This window comes from Enterobacter sp. JBIWA005 (genome assembly GCF_019968805.1).
GTDB lineage: Bacteria > Pseudomonadota > Gammaproteobacteria > Enterobacterales > Enterobacteriaceae > Enterobacter > Enterobacter vonholyi.
Genome location: NZ_CP074159.1, coordinates 1589480 through 1604784 on the forward strand (window position 1 = coordinate 1589480; position 15305 = coordinate 1604784).

Consider the following 15305-nt stretch of genomic DNA (forward strand, 5'->3'; position numbering starts at 1 on the left):
GGCGAAGGTTTAAAGACGCTGACTTTAAGCTGACGAAAACTGACAATACAGAATAAAATAATGGCCAGCATCTGCTGGCCATTTTAGTCTTTTACCGATTAGAAGCTGGCGTTACGCGGAGTACGTGGGAACGGAATCACGTCACGAACGTTCTGAACGCCGGTAACGTAGGCAATCAGACGCTCGAAGCCGAGACCAAAACCGGCGTGCGGTACGGTACCGTAACGGCGCAGATCGCGGTACCAGCTGTAATCAGCTGGGTTGAGCCCCATCTCTTCCATACGCGCGTCCAGCACGTTAAGACGCTCTTCACGCTGAGAGCCACCGATGATTTCACCAATGCCCGGCGCCAGGACGTCCATCGCTGCCACGGTTTTACCGTCTTCGTTAAGGCGCATATAGAAGGCCTTAATGTCTTTCGGGTAGTTTTTAACGACAACCGGCGCTTTGAAATGCTTCTCGGCCAGATAGCGCTCGTGCTCAGACGCCAGGTCTACGCCCCAGTAAACCGGGTTCTCGAACTTCTCACCGCATTTCTCGAGGATCGCCACCGCGTCGGTGTAGTCCACCTGCGCAAAGTCGGCAGACACAAAACGCTCCAGACGCGCTACTGCATCGCTGTCTACGCGTTCTGCAAAGAATTTCATGTCGTCAGGACGCTCTTCCAGCACCGCTTTGAAGACGTACTTGAGCATCGCTTCCGCCAGGCCCGCAACATCGTCCAGGTCGGCGAACGCCACTTCCGGCTCCAGCATCCAGAATTCCGCCAGGTGACGGCTGGTGTTGGAGTTTTCTGCGCGGAAGGTAGGGCCGAAGGTGTAGATCTTAGACAGCGCACAGGCGTACGTTTCGCCGTTGAGCTGACCGGAAACGGTCAGGAAGGCCTCTTTACCAAAGAAGTCTTTGTCATAGTCCACTTTACCTTCCGGCGTGCGCGGCAGGTTTTCGAGATCCAGCGTTGAGACACGGAACATCTCACCGGCACCTTCTGTGTCGGACGCAGTGATCAGCGGGGTAGACACCCAGAAGTAACCCTGTTCATCGAAGAAACGATGCAGCGCCTGCGCCAGCGTATGACGCACGCGCGCCACCGCACCAATCAGGTTGGTACGTGGACGCAGGTGGGCCACTTCACGCAGATATTCGATGCTGTGACGTTTAGCCGCCATCGGATAGGTGTCCGGATCTTCAACCCAGCCGGTGACTTCAATGGCAGAAGCCTGAATTTCGAAGCTCTGGCCCTGACCCGGTGATGCTACAACCACGCCGGTGACAATAACGGAACAGCCCGTTGTCAGGTGCAGAACGTCATCATTGTAATTGGGCAGAGAATTATTAATGACGGCCTGTACAGGATCAAAGCAGGAACCGTCATAAACGGCGAGGAAGGAGATGCCAGCTTTAGAATCTCGGCGGGTACGCACCCATCCGCGCACGGTGACTTCCTGGTCAACGGCGACACGGCCCTGGAGTACGTCGGCTACAGGCACAACGCTCATAATATTCTCTCTGTTAATAGTCGGAAAAAATAAACACTTGTCCACCCTTATGGGGGGATATCTATGTTACCTGCCATCCGCTATCAGACAAGTAAATTTCGCAGTCAAAAGAGAAGAATTGAGAAATAAATAAGGGAAGGGAGCCATAAAGGCTCCCGTAAGCGCTTAACTGGCTTTTTTAATCAAGGGGAGATCGAACGCTTTGCGCAATGCGCGGACAAACGCTTTGTCATGGCAGATGGTTTTACCCGGGCTGTCGGAGAGTTTCGCCACAGGCTTGCCGTTACATTCCACCAGCTTTATCACAATATTCAGAGGTTTTACCTGAGGAATGTCGCAGGTCAACCGGGTACCAATCCCGAAACTCAGGTTCACTCTGGTGTTGAAATGACGATAGAGTTCGACCGCTTTCGCCAGGTCGAGATTATCCGAGAAGACGAGCACTTTGCTCATCGGGTCAATGCCAAGTTTCTCGTAATGGGCAATCGCTTTCTCGCCCCACTCGATCGGATCCCCTGAATCGTGGCGTAACCCCTGATATCGCTCTGCAAATTCAGGTCCAAAGTCGCGAAGGAAGGCATCCATCGTAATGCAGTCGGTGAGGGCGATCCCGAGTTGATTCGGGTACTCCTCAAGCCATGCGGCCAGCGCCGCGCGCTGGCTATTGGCCAGGTCAGGGCTGATCTGCTGATGCGCCTGGAACCACTCGTGCGCCTGGGTACCCATTGGCGTCAGGTTGAGGCGACGGGCCAGATCGTAGTTACTGGTGCCCACGAACCACGGCTCCTGCTGCAGACGTTTAACGATGGCCTCCTGTACGTCGCGCGAAAAACGGCGCCGCGTACCAAAGTCCATCAGGCGGAAGCGGGACATGTCCAGCCCTGCGGTCAGCGCGGAGAAGGCTGCGAGTTTATTTTCCAGCGCGGCGACCGCCTGCTCGACGCCTTTTTCCGACGAACGGTAGCGGTGAGCCAGTTCACTGATCACCGCCAGAAGCGGCACTTCCCACATGATCACTTCCCGCCACGGACCTTCAAGGCGAATATCCAGCTTGCCGTTATCGTTAAGCACGGTGACCTGCTCCGGCTTATAGCGGAAATCGCGCAGCCAGTTCAGGTAGTTGGCTTTGAAGAAAGGCAGGCCAGAAAGCCACTGATATTCCTCGTCCTGCAGCGTCAGATGCTGCATAGCATTGACCTGTTCACGAATGGCGTCAGCATAGATACCGAGCAAGTCGTCGCCACGGCAGCGGAATTCCGCCGCGACGTGAACGTCATAGTAATGGTGGAAAACGGCTTGCTGCATATGCAGTTTATACGCGTCGGTATCCAGCAACGTATGCAGAACTGGAGAAGCGAATTGAGTCATAGGTGCGCAGTAGCATCCTCTCACAGGAGCGTTTAGTACAATAAACAACTCCGGAGTATACCTTGTTTAGTGATTTATTGAACCCCGATCACAACATAAGCGCGTTTTATGGTCGAGGGCATTTTGTGCCCCGTGTTATACAAATGTAGCAAAAAAGGGTGTTGACCCTGAAAAGATGAACATTCTGCATAGCGCGTTTTGCGCAACAGGAATATATTGAAACGTTACTCGACAAACGATGCATAAGGTTTTCTATGACACAACAGCCACAAGCCAAATACCGCCACGACTACCGTGCGCCGGATTATCTGATTAGCGAAATCGATCTGACTTTTGACCTGGATGCCACTAAAACCGTTGTTACGGCGGTGAGTCAGGTGACGCGCCACAGCGCAACTGCCGTGCCGCTGCGTCTGGATGGCGAAGACCTGACGCTGGTCTCCCTGCATATTAACGATGAAGCCTGGTCGGACTATAAAGAAGAAAACAACCAGCTGGTCATCGACAACCTGCCGGAACAGTTTACGCTGCGCATCGTGAATGAAATCAGCCCGGCCGCCAACACCGCGCTGGAAGGGCTTTACCAGTCTGACGTGGCGCTGTGTACCCAGTGTGAAGCGGAAGGGTTCCGCCACATTACCTGGTATCTCGATCGCCCGGACGTCCTGGCGCGCTTCACCACCAAAATCATCGCCGATAAAACCCTGTATCCCTTCCTGCTCTCCAACGGCAACCGCGTGGGCGAAGGCGAGCTGGAGAATGGCCGTCACTGGGTTCAGTGGCAGGATCCGTTCCCGAAACCGTGCTACCTGTTTGCGCTGGTGGCGGGGGACTTCGACGTGCTGCGCGACACCTTCAAAACGCGCTCAGGGCGCGAGGTGGCGCTGGAGCTGTTCGTAGACCGCGGTAACCTTGACCGCGCGCCGTGGGCGATGACCTCGCTCATCAACTCCATGAAGTGGGACGAAGAGCGCTTCGGCCTCGAATATGACCTCGACATCTATATGATCGTCGCCGTTGATTTCTTCAACATGGGCGCAATGGAGAATAAAGGGCTGAACGTCTTTAACTCCAAATACGTGCTGGCGCGAACCGATACCGCTACCGATAAAGATTATCTCGATATCGAACGCGTCATCGGCCACGAATATTTCCACAACTGGACCGGTAACCGCGTCACCTGTCGCGACTGGTTCCAGCTGAGCCTGAAAGAGGGTCTGACTGTCTTCCGCGACCAGGAGTTCAGCTCCGATCTGGGGTCACGCGCGGTGAACCGCATCAACAACGTGCGAACCATGCGCGGCCTGCAGTTTGCAGAAGATGCCAGCCCAATGGCGCATCCGATCCGCCCGGATAAAGTCATTGAGATGAACAACTTCTACACCCTGACGGTGTACGAAAAAGGCGCAGAAATTATCCGCATGATCCACACCCTGCTGGGGGAAGAGAACTTCCAGAAAGGGATGCAGCTCTACTTCGAGCGTCATGACGGCAGCGCGGCCACCTGCGACGATTTTGTGCAGGCAATGGAAGATGCTTCTAATGTCGATCTTTCCCACTTCCGCCGCTGGTACAGCCAGGCCGGTACGCCAATTGTTACCGTCAAAGACGACTACAATCCGGAAACCGAGCAGTACACGCTGACCATCAGTCAGCGCACGCCGCCGACGGCAGAGCAGGAAGAGAAATACCCGCTGCATATTCCGTTCAGCATTGAGCTGTACGATAACGAAGGCAAAGTCATCCCACTGCAGAAGGGCGGCCACCCGGTACACCACGTATTGAACGTGACCCAGGCCGAGCAGACCTTTATCTTTGATAACGTCTACTTCCAGCCGGTGCCTGCTCTGCTGTGCGAATTCTCCGCGCCGGTGAAGCTGGAGTACAAGTGGAGCGATCAGCAGCTGACGTTCCTGATGCGTCACGCGCGCAACGATTTCTCCCGCTGGGATGCGGCGCAAAGCCTGCTGGCGACCTACATCAAGATCAACGTAAACCGTCACCAGCAGGGCCAGCCGCTGTCGCTGCCTGTGCACGTGGCTGACGCGTTCCGCGCGATCCTGCTTGATGAGAAGATTGACCCGGCGCTCGCCGCTGAAATCCTGACCCTGCCGTCAGCAACGGAAATCGCGGAGTTGTTCGAGATTATCGATCCGATCGCGATCGTGGCAGTGCGTGAAGCGCTGACCCGTACGCTGGCTGCTGAGCTGGCGGACGAGTTCCTCGCCATTTATAACGCCAACAAGCTTGACGCTTATCGCGTTGAGCACGCGGACATTGGTAAACGTTCTCTGCGTAATACCTGCCTGCGCTACCTGGCGTTTGGTGAAACCGAGCTGGCGAACACTCTTGTGAGCAAGCAGTATCATGAAGCGGATAACATGACCGACGCGCTGGCAGCGCTGGGTGCAAGCGTTGCCGCTGAGCTGCCGTGCCGCGACGCGCTGATGCAGGAGTACGACGACAAGTGGCATCAGGATGGCCTGGTGATGGACAAGTGGTTCATCCTGCAGGCGACCAGCCCGGCGGCCGATGCGCTCAGCAACGTGCGCAGCCTGCTGAAGCATCGTTCCTTTACACTGAGCAACCCAAACCGCGTGCGTTCGCTGATTGGCGCGTTTGCAAGCAGCAACCCGGCCGCGTTCCACGCCGAAGACGGCAGCGGTTATCAGTTCATGGTGGAAATGCTGACCGAGCTGAACAGCCGTAACCCGCAGGTGGCGTCGCGCCTGATTGAGCCGCTGATCCGTCTGAAACGCTACGATGCGAAGCGTCAGGCGAAAATGCGTGCCGCGCTTGAGCAGCTGAAAGGGCTGGAAAACCTGTCTGGCGATCTGTACGAGAAGATTGCTAAAGCCTTAGCGTAATAAAAGTTAACCCGGCCCTCTCCCTGTGGGAGAGGGCCGGGGTGAGGGCATCAGGCATTAGCCTTAGCTTGCTGTAACTCCGTACCTCCACGCTTCATCACCCGATCCAGCACTTCCGCTTCCAGCTCCGCCAGTCTTGCCGAGCCCACGCGACGAGGCCGCGGAAGATCTACCGTCAGATCCAGACCTATTTTGCCATCTTCTATTAAAAGCACCCGGTCGGCCATTGCGACGGCTTCGCTCACGTCATGCGTCACCAGCAGTACCGTAAAGCCGTGTGCCTGCCAGAGAGATCCAATCAAATCCTGCATTTCGATTCGCGTCAGGGCGTCGAGCGCGCCCAGCGGTTCATCAAGCAACAGCAGGCCCGGACGGTGAATTAACGCGCGCGCCAGCGCCACGCGCTGCTTCTGCCCACCCGAAAGGGCTGCAGGCCATTCATCGGCGCGATTTTCCAGCCCAACGGCGGCCAGCGCCTGGCGGGCTTCATCCCGCCAGTTGCCCTTAAGACCGAGCCCGACATTATCGATAACCGATTTCCACGGCAGCAGGCGCGCATCCTGAAACATCATGCGGGTATCGTCCTGGATATTCGAAAGCGGCGTTGTCCCTGCCAGAATGTCGCCGCCGTTGGGGGCTTCCAGTCCGGCCAGAAGCCGTAGCAGGGTACTCTTTCCTCCGCCGCTGCGCCCGACAACGGCCACAAACTGTCCGGCGGGAATATGCAGATCCAGCCCGTTAAGAATGGTGTTATCGCCGTAGCGTTTGGTGACGCCGTTCAGCAGTAGCGGTGTCCCCTGATTCAGTCGTGCAGTATTCATGCTTTCGCCTCCTGAAGGGTATAGGCCGGGTTCCAGCGCAGCCAGCTGCGCTCCAGCCACTGGGCGCTAACGTCAGCGAGTTTGCCGAGCAGGGCATAAAGGATAATGGCAACCACCACCACGTCCGTTTGCAGGAATTCACGGGCGTTCATCGCCAGGTAGCCAATCCCGGAGTTGGCCGAGATGGTTTCCGCCACAATCAGCGTTAGCCACATCAGGCCGAGCGCGAAACGCACCCCGACCATAATGGAGGGCAGGGCGCCCGGCAGGATTACGTGTATAAAGAGAGAAAAACCCGATAAGCCGTAGCTGCGTGCCATCTCGACCAGACCGCGATCGATATTGCGGATGCCGTGCCAGGTGTTGATGTAGATCGGGAACAATGTGCCCAGCGCCACGAGGAAAATCTTGGCGCTCTCATCAATGCCAAACCACAGGATAACCAGCGGGATCAGCGCCAGATGCGGCACGTTGCGCAGCATCTGGATGGAGGTGTCCAGCAGCCGCTCGCCCCAGCGTGAAAGACCGCTGATTAGGCCCAGAACCAGACCGATGCTGCCGCCGATGGAAAACCCGATCGCCGCGCGCCAGGAGCTGATCGCCAGGTGCTGCCACAGCTCACCGCTGACGCTCAGCGACCAGAACGCTTCTACAACACCCTCCGGAGAGGGCAGAATGCGGCTCGACAGCCAGCCGGTGGACGACGCGAGCTGCCAGAGAGCCACAATGCCGACGGGTAAAAACCACGGCGCGGCGCGCAGCAGCCATTTTTGTGAGGTGGCAGACATGGTCGCTCCTTAGCTCTGCGCGGCTTTGCGTGGAATGAATTCGTTCGCCACGGCTTCGCCCTGCAGCTGGAGCCGCTGCGGCTGCGGAACCTCCGGAATGGCGACATCAAGATGCGGGAACAACAGCTCGCCGACCTTGTACGCCTCTTCCAGGTGCGGATAACCGGAGAGAATAAAGCTGTCGATACCCAGTTCGGCGTATTCATTGATGCGCGCGGCCACGGTCGGGCCGTCGCCGACCAGCGCCGTCCCCGCACCGCCGCGCACCAGACCGACGCCCGCCCACAGGTTCGGGCTGATCTCCAGATTCTCGCGCTTGCCGTTGTGCAGGGAGGCCATCCGGTGCTGCCCGACGGAGTCGGTTTTGGCAAATGCGGCCTGGGCTCTGGCGATCGTTTCATCATCCAGATGGGAGATCAGGCGGTCCGCCGCCTGCCAGGCTTCTTCACTGGTTTCGCGCACAATCACATGCAGGCGAATGCCGAAGCGCACCTTGCGGCCATGGGCGGCCGCCTTAGCGCGTACCTGGGCAATTTTTTCTTTCACCAGCTCAGGCGGTTCGCCCCAGGTCAGATAGAGATCGACCTGTTCTGCCGCCAGATCCTGGGCTACATCCGACGATCCGCCAAAATAGAGCGGCGGTCGCGGCTGCTGTACCGGCGGGAAGTAGAGTTTCGCGTCACGAACGTGGATATGCTTGCCTTCAAAGGTAACGGTTTCACCTTCCAGCAGGCGTCGCCAGACGCGGGTGAACTCGGCGGAAGCTTCATAGCGTTCGGTATGGTCGAGGAACACGCCGTCGCCTGCCAGCTCCTGCGGATCGCTGCCCGTCACCAGGTTAAACAGGGCGCGGCCGTTGGATAGTCTGTCCAGCGTTGCCGCCTGGCGTGCCGCCACGGTAGGGGAGACGACGCTTGGACGTAACGCAACCAGGAACTTCAGACGTTGGGTGACCGGAATCATTGATGCGGCGACCAGCCAGGCATCTTCACATGAACGTCCGGTCGGGATGAGCACCCCAGTGAAACCGATTCGGTCCGCCGCCTGCGCAATCTGCTGCAGGTAGCCGTGGTCAACCGGGCGCGAGCCCTCTTCTGTACCAAGATAGTGTCCATCACCGTGGGTGGGTAAAAACCAGAAAAGATTCAGACTCATGATTTAGCTCCTTCTTTGCCTGCGGGCTGCCAGATGCGTTCGCGAATAGTGACCTGTTTTGGCACCAGGTGGTTTTGATAGAAAAGGTCAGCCGTTTGTTGCTGAAGCGCGGCGACGTGTGCGTCCACCGGCGTAATGGTGGTCGGCGGACGGTGGTTGAGATAGCTCGCGATCACCGGCTCAGGTAAGCCCATGGTTTTCGCCAGCAGGGCAATGCTCTCCTGACGCTGGCTCTGAGTCAGGGCATCGGCCTGGGTAAAGGTATCCAGCACGCCCTGAATAAATGCGCCGTTCTTTTCCGCATAAGGGCGCGCGGCCAGATAGAACGAGCCGGTCTGCTTCAGCGTGGTACCGTCTTTCAGCACGCGAACGCCACCCTGCAGCAATGCGGCGGAGTAGTACGGGTCCCAGATGGCCCAGGCATCAACGTTCTTCTGCTGGAACGCGGCGCGCGCGTCGGCAGGTGTCAGGTAAACGGGCTGAATGTCGGTGAACTTAAGCCCGGCCTCTTGCAGAGCGCGCAGCAAAAGGTTGTGTGAGCTGGAACCTTTCTGGAAAGCGACCTTATGGCCTTTAAGATCGGCGACGCTTTTAATGTCGCTGTTTTCAGGCACCAGAATGACTTCGGCCTTAGGCTTGGGCGGCTCAACGCCAACGTAGACGAGGTCCGCTCCTGCGGCCTGGGCGAATATAGGTGGGATATCGCCCGTGCTGCCGAGATCGATACTGCCCACGTTCAGGGCCTCCAGCATCTGCGGGCCGGCCGGGAACTCCACCCAGGAGAATTTGGTGTCCGGGAAGCGTTTTTCCAGGAGCTGGTGGCTTTTTGCCAGCACCATGCTGACGCTGCCTTTCTGATACCCGATGCGTAAACTTTCCGGAGCCGTTTCTGCGGCATGGGCCAGCGGGGTAAGCGCCATCAAACCGGCCAGTCCGATGCGGGTTAACGTTTTAAACATGTGCGACTCCTTGAGGCTGACTAAACGCCGGGGCCTGGATATCCCGGCGATGCAGGGCATGCCAGAACGTTTCCAGAGCGTTATCGAGGCGGGTTTGCAGGTTAGGCGTAAAGTGGGGTTTGTGTTGATAGTCGATGACCTGCGAGTCATCGGCGAAAACGCCGTGGAGGATCTCCTGCGCTTTCAACGCGTTCAGCACCGGCTTCAGGGCATAATCCACGGCCAGTAAATGGGCAACCGTACCGCCCGTTGCCAGCGGCAGCACCACCTTGCCGTCCAGCGCACGTTCCGGAAGCAGATCGAGCAGGGTTTTCAGCGCCCCGGAAAAGGAGGCCTTATAGATGGGCGTTGCTACGATCAGGCCGTCCGCGCCGTTAAGTTGCTCAATGAGGGTTTTCAGCGCAGGGCTGTCGAAACGGGCGTAGAGCAAATCTTCAGGTTCGAAGTTATGCAGGTTCCAGTGGCACACTTCCACATCCAGAGCATTCAGTTTTTCACGGGCATATTCCAGCAGGGCACTGGAGCGCGAAGGGAATCGTGGACTTCCGGCCAGGGTAATGACGCGCATACTTCCTCCTTATAACTAATTGTTTGCTTTTATCTAACATTCATAACAATTTTCAGGAGTGTGACACCGCGCGTTTATTCCACTAAATGATTTATCTGCAATTAAAATGCAAAAAAGTGCATAAGAAATGGACGGGGAGGTAAACGATTGCGTTTTACGCGGGTTTTTTGCCGCAGGTCAATTCCCTTTCGCGATGGGATCGCCCATAATCCCCTCCCGGTTTGCACACCGGGAATCCAGGAGAGTTCATGTACTACCCCTTCGTTCGTAAAGCCCTTTTCCAGCTCGACCCTGAGCGCGCTCATGAATTTACATTCCAGCAATTACGTCGTATTACCGGAACGCCGCTGGCCGCTCTGGTACGTCAGAATGTGCCGGTAAAACCTGTGCAGTGCATGGGGCTGACCTTTAAAAATCCGCTGGGTCTGGCGGCCGGTCTGGACAAAAATGGCGAGTGCATTGATGCCCTGGGCGCGATGGGCTTTGGCTCCATTGAAATCGGTACCGTCACCCCGCGCCCGCAGCCGGGAAATGACAAGCCGCGCCTGTTCCGACTGGTGGAAGCCGAAGGGCTGATCAACCGCATGGGCTTTAATAATCTCGGTGTTGATCACCTGGTTGAGAATGTAAAAAAAGCCCATTTTGACGGGATATTAGGCATCAATATCGGCAAAAATAAAGACACGCCGGTAGAGCAGGGTAAAGATGACTATCTGATTTGTATGGAAAAAGTCTACGCCTATGCCGGTTATATTGCGGTGAATATTTCTTCACCCAATACCCCGGGGCTGCGCTCTTTACAATATGGCGAAGCGCTGGACGATCTTCTGAGTGCCATTAAAAATAAACAAAATGAGCTTCAGTCGATCCACCATAAATATGTTCCGGTCGCGGTTAAGATCGCCCCGGATCTTTCTCCCGAAGAATTGATCCAGGTTGCCGACAGTTTGGTTCGCCATAATATTGATGGTGTGATTGCAACCAATACCACCCTCGATCGTTCCCTCGTGCAGGGAATGAAAAACTGTGACGAAGCGGGTGGGTTAAGTGGCCGTCCGGTACAATTAAAAAGCACCGAAATTATTCGCGCCCTGTCTGCGGAATTAAAAGGTCGTCTGCCGATTATTGGCGTCGGCGGCATTGACTCCGTGATTGCTGCGCGCGAGAAAATGGCGGCGGGTGCGTCGCTGGTGCAGATCTATTCCGGCTTTATTTTTAAAGGACCGCCGCTGATTAAAGAAATCGTTACTCATATCTAATCTTTTCTCTTAATCAGACAACCAGGGCTTTATTTCCAGCCCTGGTTGTTTTATATTCCGTCACTGTTGCTTATTTAGTCATTATAGTCTTTTATTAATGGTGTTATAAACGAGGCGGCAAACAGGACATTTTTAGTACAGGACGTTTGGGGACGGGAGAGACACATGCGAATTAAACCTGACGATAACTGGCGCTGGTATTTTTGCGACGAGCATGACCGAATGATGCTCGACTTAGCCAATGGCATGTTGTTTCGTTCTCGTTTTGCCCGCCGAATGTTAACCCCGGATGCGTTTTCCCCGTCGGGCTTTTGCGTTGACGATGCAGCGCTTTATTTCTCCTTTGAGGAAAAATGCCGCGATCTGGTGCTCTCTAAAGAGCAGCGCGCCGAGCTGGTATTAAATGCGCTGGTGGCTATCCGTTTCCTGAAACCGCAAATGCCAAAGAGCTGGCATTTTCTGCCCCACGGCATGAACTGGACCCCGGCAACGGGCGATGCGGCGAGCGTAAATCTGAGCGATACCGCAGAAGAGGTGAGCCTGCTGGTGGTTGAGCCTGGCGAAAATGCTGCACTCTGTCTGCTGGCGCAGCCCGGCGTAACGATTGCCGGGCGGACGATGCAGCTTGGGGATGCTATTAAGGTCATGAACGACAGGCTGAAGCCCCAGCTTCGCGTGGATGCCTTCAGCCTCGAGCAGGCGGTTTAAGCTTCCAGCTGTACGGACGTTTTCGGGACGCAGCTACAGCACAGAATTGTGCCGTCATTTCCAATTGCTGATTTTTTCAACGCACTCACTTCGCCATCCACCAGCCTGATGCGGCAGCATCCGCAAATGCCTGCGCGACAGGAATACGGTACACGAATACCAGCCTGCTCCAGTTGCTCCAGTAATACCTGCTGGTTGTTGCCACGGATGACGTTGCCCTGCCAGTGAATATCTATCGCGGAGGCGACATTCGTCACAACGTCGACCATTTCTTCTTCCTGCCCTGAGCCGTACACCCTTGCAGGCCCTCTGGCAAGAATCTCTACCTCATCACCGACGCGGATAGCGCCGCTGGAGCGCGGGATGAGGTTCTGGCCGAAATCCACATCGCCGTTGTCCTGCGCGGTGCGGAATGACTGCAATGTCTTCAACGGTTCGCCGGAAGGGTGCTTCTGGCCTTTCTCCGGGCTAACCGTCGTGAAAATGCAGCGGCTGCACGGCTTCACCACGTCAAAAATGACGCTGCCAATGCGGATCACTTTCCAGGTGTCTTCATCCCAGGCGTCGGCGCCCGTCACTACCAGGTTTGGACGGAACTGTTCCATCTGAACGCTGGCTTTACAGCGGCCTTGCAAATCACGCAGTGAAGCTTCGTTAGTCAGCAGGAACGGGAAGCCATCGGCGAAGGAGAGAGGAACGGCGTCGTGGCGCTTCACGCGACGCGTCAGTTCAGGCCCAACCCAGCGCAGCTGCACGTCGCGGGAGAAGAAGCCGCTCAGCCAGCGGTTGATCTCATCCGGGGCGATGCGCGCGGTAAAATAATTGCCCCACACTTCCGTCGGCGCATCGACAGGCGCAAAATCAGCAAAGCGAATTATCGCGCTGGAACCGTCCGGCGCGGTAAGGTGCAAACCGTCATGAAGCGGGGAAGGGGTAAAGCGAACCATCTGAGGGAAGTGGCGTGCGGTAATGAACGTTCCGTCAGGCTCGGTGACCATAAAAATACGATCGAAGGCAAATCCGCTCATGTCGGCAAGCGCGTGAGAGACGCCGATGCCGCGCATGGATTTCACCGGATGAATAAAAAGCCTGGATAACGTCGCCACTGCACACTCCCTCGAATGAAAATAAGCCTTCAACTTTATGACATACACGTCATATTAGCTATAATGCGCGACAATTTTCTAAGAGTAAAAGTGACGATATGAATTCTCTGTTTGCCAGTACGGCCCGTGGGCTGGAAGAGCTGTTAAAAACTGAACTGGAAAGCCTGGGCGCGCAAGAGTGCCAGGTGGTTCAGGGTGGTGTCCATTTTGAGGGCGACACGCGGCTTATTTACCAGAGCCTGATGTGGAGCCGCCTGGCGTCGCGCATCATGCTGCCGATGAAGGAGTGCAAGGTTTATAGCGATCTTGACCTCTATACCGGCGTACAGATGATCGACTGGACAGAGATCTTCACCCCGAATGCTACCTTTGCGGTGCATTTCAACGGCGTGAACGACGAGATCCGCAACAGCCAGTACGGTGCCCTGCGCGTAAAAGACGCCATTGTGGACTGCTTCACCCGTAAAAATAAGGAACGTCCGAACGTCGATCGTGAAAACCCCGATCTGCGTATTAACGTCTGGCTGAACGGCGACACGGCAAGCATCTCTCTCGATCTGAGCGGCGCGGGCCTGCACCTGCGCGGCTACCGCGATCGTACCGGCATGGCACCCATCAAAGAGACCCTGGCGGCCGCCATTGTGATGCGCTCCGGCTGGCTGCCGGGCACGCCGCTGCTCGATCCGATGTGTGGTTCCGGTACGTTGCTGATTGAAGCGGCCATGCTGGCCACCGACCGCGCGCCGGGACTGCACCGCGGCCAGTGGGGCTTCAAAGGCTGGGCGCAGCACGATGAAGCGCTCTGGAAAGAGGTCAAAGACGACGCGCAGACCCGCGCACGTAAGGGGCTGGCGGAATATACCTCTCATTTCTACGGCTCCGATAGCGACCCTCGCGTCATTGAGCGCGCGCGCAGCAACGCCCGCCGTGCCGGTATCGGCGAGCTGGTCACCTTCGAAGTAAAAGACGTGGCAAACCTGACCAACCCGCTGCCAAAAGGCCCGTACGGTACCGTGATCAGCAACCCGCCATACGGCGAACGTCTCGACAGCGAACCGGCGCTGATTGCCCTGCACAGCCTGCTGGGCCGCAACATGAAGGACCACTTTGGCGGCTGGAACCTGTCTCTGTTCAGCGCCTCGCCGGAACTGCTGAGCTGCCTGCAGCTGCGTGCCGATCGCCAGTTTAAGGCGAAAAACGGCCCGCTGGACTGCGTGCAGAAAAACTACCATCTGGCGGAGAAGGCGGCCGACAGCAAGCCGTCCGGCGTGGCGGAAGATTACGCTAACCGTCTGCGCAAGAACCTGAAGAAATTTGAGAAGTGGGCGAAGCAGGAGGGCATTGAATGCTACCGCCTGTATGATGCCGACCTGCCGGAGTACAACGTGGCGGTTGACCGCTACGCGGACTGGGTGGTGATTCAGGAATATGCGCCGCCGAAAACCATTGATGCGCAAAAAGCGCGTCAGCGCATGCTGGACGTCATTGCCGCCACCATCGCCGTGCTGGGTATTGCGCCAAACAAGCTGGTGCTGAAAACGCGTGAACGTCAGAAAGGCAAAAATCAGTACCAGAAGATGGGCGAGAAGGGCGACTTTATCGAAGTGGGCGAATACAATGCGCGCCTGTGGGTCAACCTGACCGACTATCTGGATACCGGTCTGTTCCTCGATCACCGTATCGCCCGCCGCATGCTGGGCCAGATGAGTAAAGGCAAGGACTTCCTGAATCTCTTCTCCTACACCGGCAGCGCCAGCGTGCATGCCGGTCTGGGCGGCGCGCGCAGCACTACCACGGTAGATATGTCCCGTACCTATCTGGAGTGGGCGGAGCGCAACCTGCGCCTTAACGGCTTAACCGGACGTCAGCATCGCCTGATGCAGGCCGACGTGCTGGGCTGGCTGCGCGATACCGACGAGCAGTTCGACCTGATCTTTATCGATCCTCCGACCTTCTCCAACTCCAAGCGTATGGAAGATAGCTTTGACGTTCAACGCGATCACCTGCGCCTGATGACCGACCTGAAGCGCCTGCTGCGCAAAGGCGGCACCATTATGTTCTCGAACAACAAACGCGGCTTCCGTATGGATCATGACGGCTTAGCAGCCCTGGGACTGAAAGCACAAGAAATCAGCCAAAAAACGCTGTCTCAGGACTTTGCCCGTAACCGTCAAATCCATAACTGCTGGTTGATTACCGCGGTCTGA

12 protein-coding genes are annotated in these 15305 nt (G+C 56.6%); 4 read left to right on the forward strand and 8 right to left on the reverse strand.

Translation table 11 applies throughout. From position 1 onward, the window contains the following. Nucleotides 1-98 precede the first annotated feature (98 nt). On the reverse strand, nt 99-1499 hold the full coding sequence (gene asnS, locus KGP22_RS07440; protein ID WP_223581780.1) for an asparagine--tRNA ligase: 1401 nt from the start codon (nt 1497-1499) through the stop codon (nt 99-101). 165 nt (nt 1500-1664) lie between these two features. Further along, nucleotides 1665-2867 carry a nicotinate phosphoribosyltransferase gene (gene pncB, locus KGP22_RS07445; RefSeq protein WP_223581781.1) on the reverse strand — a complete coding sequence of 401 codons (1203 nt, stop codon included), beginning with the start codon at nt 2865-2867 and terminating at the stop codon, nt 1665-1667. A gap of 254 nt (nt 2868-3121) precedes the next feature. On the opposite strand from pncB, the gene pepN reads away from it, so the two are divergent. Beyond that, nucleotides 3122-5734 (forward strand): aminopeptidase N, encoded by a 2613-nt coding sequence (gene pepN / locus KGP22_RS07450; protein WP_223581782.1) that lies wholly within the window; start codon nt 3122-3124, stop codon nt 5732-5734. A gap of 50 nt (nt 5735-5784) precedes the next feature. On the opposite strand, the gene ssuB is transcribed toward pepN, so the two are convergent. The 5 genes from ssuB to ssuE are packed head-to-tail and all read right to left on the reverse strand — an operon-like array spanning nt 5785 to nt 10025. Beyond that, on the reverse strand, nt 5785-6555 hold the full coding sequence (gene ssuB / locus KGP22_RS07455; RefSeq protein ID WP_223581783.1) for an aliphatic sulfonates ABC transporter ATP-binding protein: 771 nt from the start codon (nt 6553-6555) through the stop codon (nt 5785-5787). Continuing rightward, the gene (gene ssuC, locus KGP22_RS07460; RefSeq protein ID WP_115874645.1) at nt 6552-7343 is read right to left on the reverse strand and encodes an aliphatic sulfonate ABC transporter permease SsuC; all 792 of its coding nucleotides are present in this window, start codon (nt 7341-7343) and stop codon (nt 6552-6554) included. Before ssuC ends, ssuB begins: the two co-directional genes overlap by 4 nt. Before the next feature lie 9 nt (nt 7344-7352). Continuing rightward, nucleotides 7353-8498: an FMNH2-dependent alkanesulfonate monooxygenase gene (gene ssuD / locus KGP22_RS07465; protein WP_223581784.1), complete on the reverse strand. Its 1146-nt coding sequence runs from the start codon at nt 8496-8498 to the stop codon at nt 7353-7355. Continuing rightward, entirely contained in the window at nt 8495-9457 is a 963-nt protein-coding gene (locus tag KGP22_RS07470; RefSeq protein WP_223581785.1) for a sulfonate ABC transporter substrate-binding protein, read from the reverse strand. The genes ssuD and KGP22_RS07470 overlap by 4 nt, the downstream gene beginning before the upstream one ends. Then, a complete protein-coding gene (ssuE, locus tag KGP22_RS07475) occupies nt 9450-10025 on the reverse strand; it encodes an NADPH-dependent FMN reductase (RefSeq protein WP_045352017.1) in 576 nt (191 codons plus the stop codon). Before ssuE ends, KGP22_RS07470 begins: the two co-directional genes overlap by 8 nt. A 248-nt stretch (nt 10026-10273) precedes the next feature. On the opposite strand from ssuE, the gene pyrD reads away from it, so the two are divergent. Both pyrD and zapC read left to right on the forward strand, forming a co-directional pair. Further along, on the forward strand, nt 10274-11284 hold the full coding sequence (pyrD, locus tag KGP22_RS07480) for a quinone-dependent dihydroorotate dehydrogenase (RefSeq protein ID WP_111964548.1): 1011 nt from the start codon (nt 10274-10276) through the stop codon (nt 11282-11284). 165 nt (nt 11285-11449) lie between these two features. Further along, nucleotides 11450-11992 (forward strand): cell division protein ZapC, encoded by a 543-nt coding sequence (gene zapC / locus KGP22_RS07485; RefSeq protein ID WP_032651189.1) that lies wholly within the window; start codon nt 11450-11452, stop codon nt 11990-11992. Here zapC and KGP22_RS07490 read toward each other — a convergent pair. After that, the gene (locus KGP22_RS07490; protein WP_111964547.1) at nt 11989-13098 is read right to left on the reverse strand and encodes a YcbX family protein; all 1110 of its coding nucleotides are present in this window, start codon (nt 13096-13098) and stop codon (nt 11989-11991) included. The genes zapC and KGP22_RS07490 overlap by 4 nt on opposite strands. Nucleotides 13099-13196: 98 nt before the next feature. Between KGP22_RS07490 and rlmKL the strand changes: the two genes are divergently transcribed. Then, nucleotides 13197-15305, forward strand: coding sequence for a bifunctional 23S rRNA (guanine(2069)-N(7))-methyltransferase RlmK/23S rRNA (guanine(2445)-N(2))-methyltransferase RlmL (gene rlmKL, locus KGP22_RS07495; protein ID WP_223581787.1), 2109 nt, complete (start codon nt 13197-13199; stop codon nt 15303-15305).

Bases quoted from the DNA above. Each gene is read 5' to 3' on its own strand.
- asnS (WP_223581780.1), bottom strand. From the start codon at position 1,499: ATGAGCGTTGTGCCTGTAGCCGACGTACTCCAGGGCCGTGTCGCCGTT.
- pncB (WP_223581781.1), bottom strand. From the start codon at position 2,867: ATGACTCAATTCGCTTCTCCAGTTCTGCATACGTTGCTGGATACCGAC.
- pepN (WP_223581782.1), top strand. From the start codon at position 3,122: ATGACACAACAGCCACAAGCCAAATACCGCCACGACTACCGTGCGCCG.
- ssuB (WP_223581783.1), bottom strand. From the start codon at position 6,555: ATGAATACTGCACGACTGAATCAGGGGACACCGCTACTGCTGAACGGC.
- ssuC (WP_115874645.1), bottom strand. From the start codon at position 7,343: ATGTCTGCCACCTCACAAAAATGGCTGCTGCGCGCCGCGCCGTGGTTT.
- ssuD (WP_223581784.1), bottom strand. From the start codon at position 8,498: ATGAGTCTGAATCTTTTCTGGTTTTTACCCACCCACGGTGATGGACAC.
- KGP22_RS07470 (WP_223581785.1), bottom strand. From the start codon at position 9,457: ATGTTTAAAACGTTAACCCGCATCGGACTGGCCGGTTTGATGGCGCTT.
- ssuE (WP_045352017.1), bottom strand. From the start codon at position 10,025: ATGCGCGTCATTACCCTGGCCGGAAGTCCACGATTCCCTTCGCGCTCC.
- pyrD (WP_111964548.1), top strand. From the start codon at position 10,274: ATGTACTACCCCTTCGTTCGTAAAGCCCTTTTCCAGCTCGACCCTGAG.
- zapC (WP_032651189.1), top strand. From the start codon at position 11,450: ATGCGAATTAAACCTGACGATAACTGGCGCTGGTATTTTTGCGACGAG.
- rlmKL (WP_223581787.1), top strand. From the start codon at position 13,197: ATGAATTCTCTGTTTGCCAGTACGGCCCGTGGGCTGGAAGAGCTGTTA.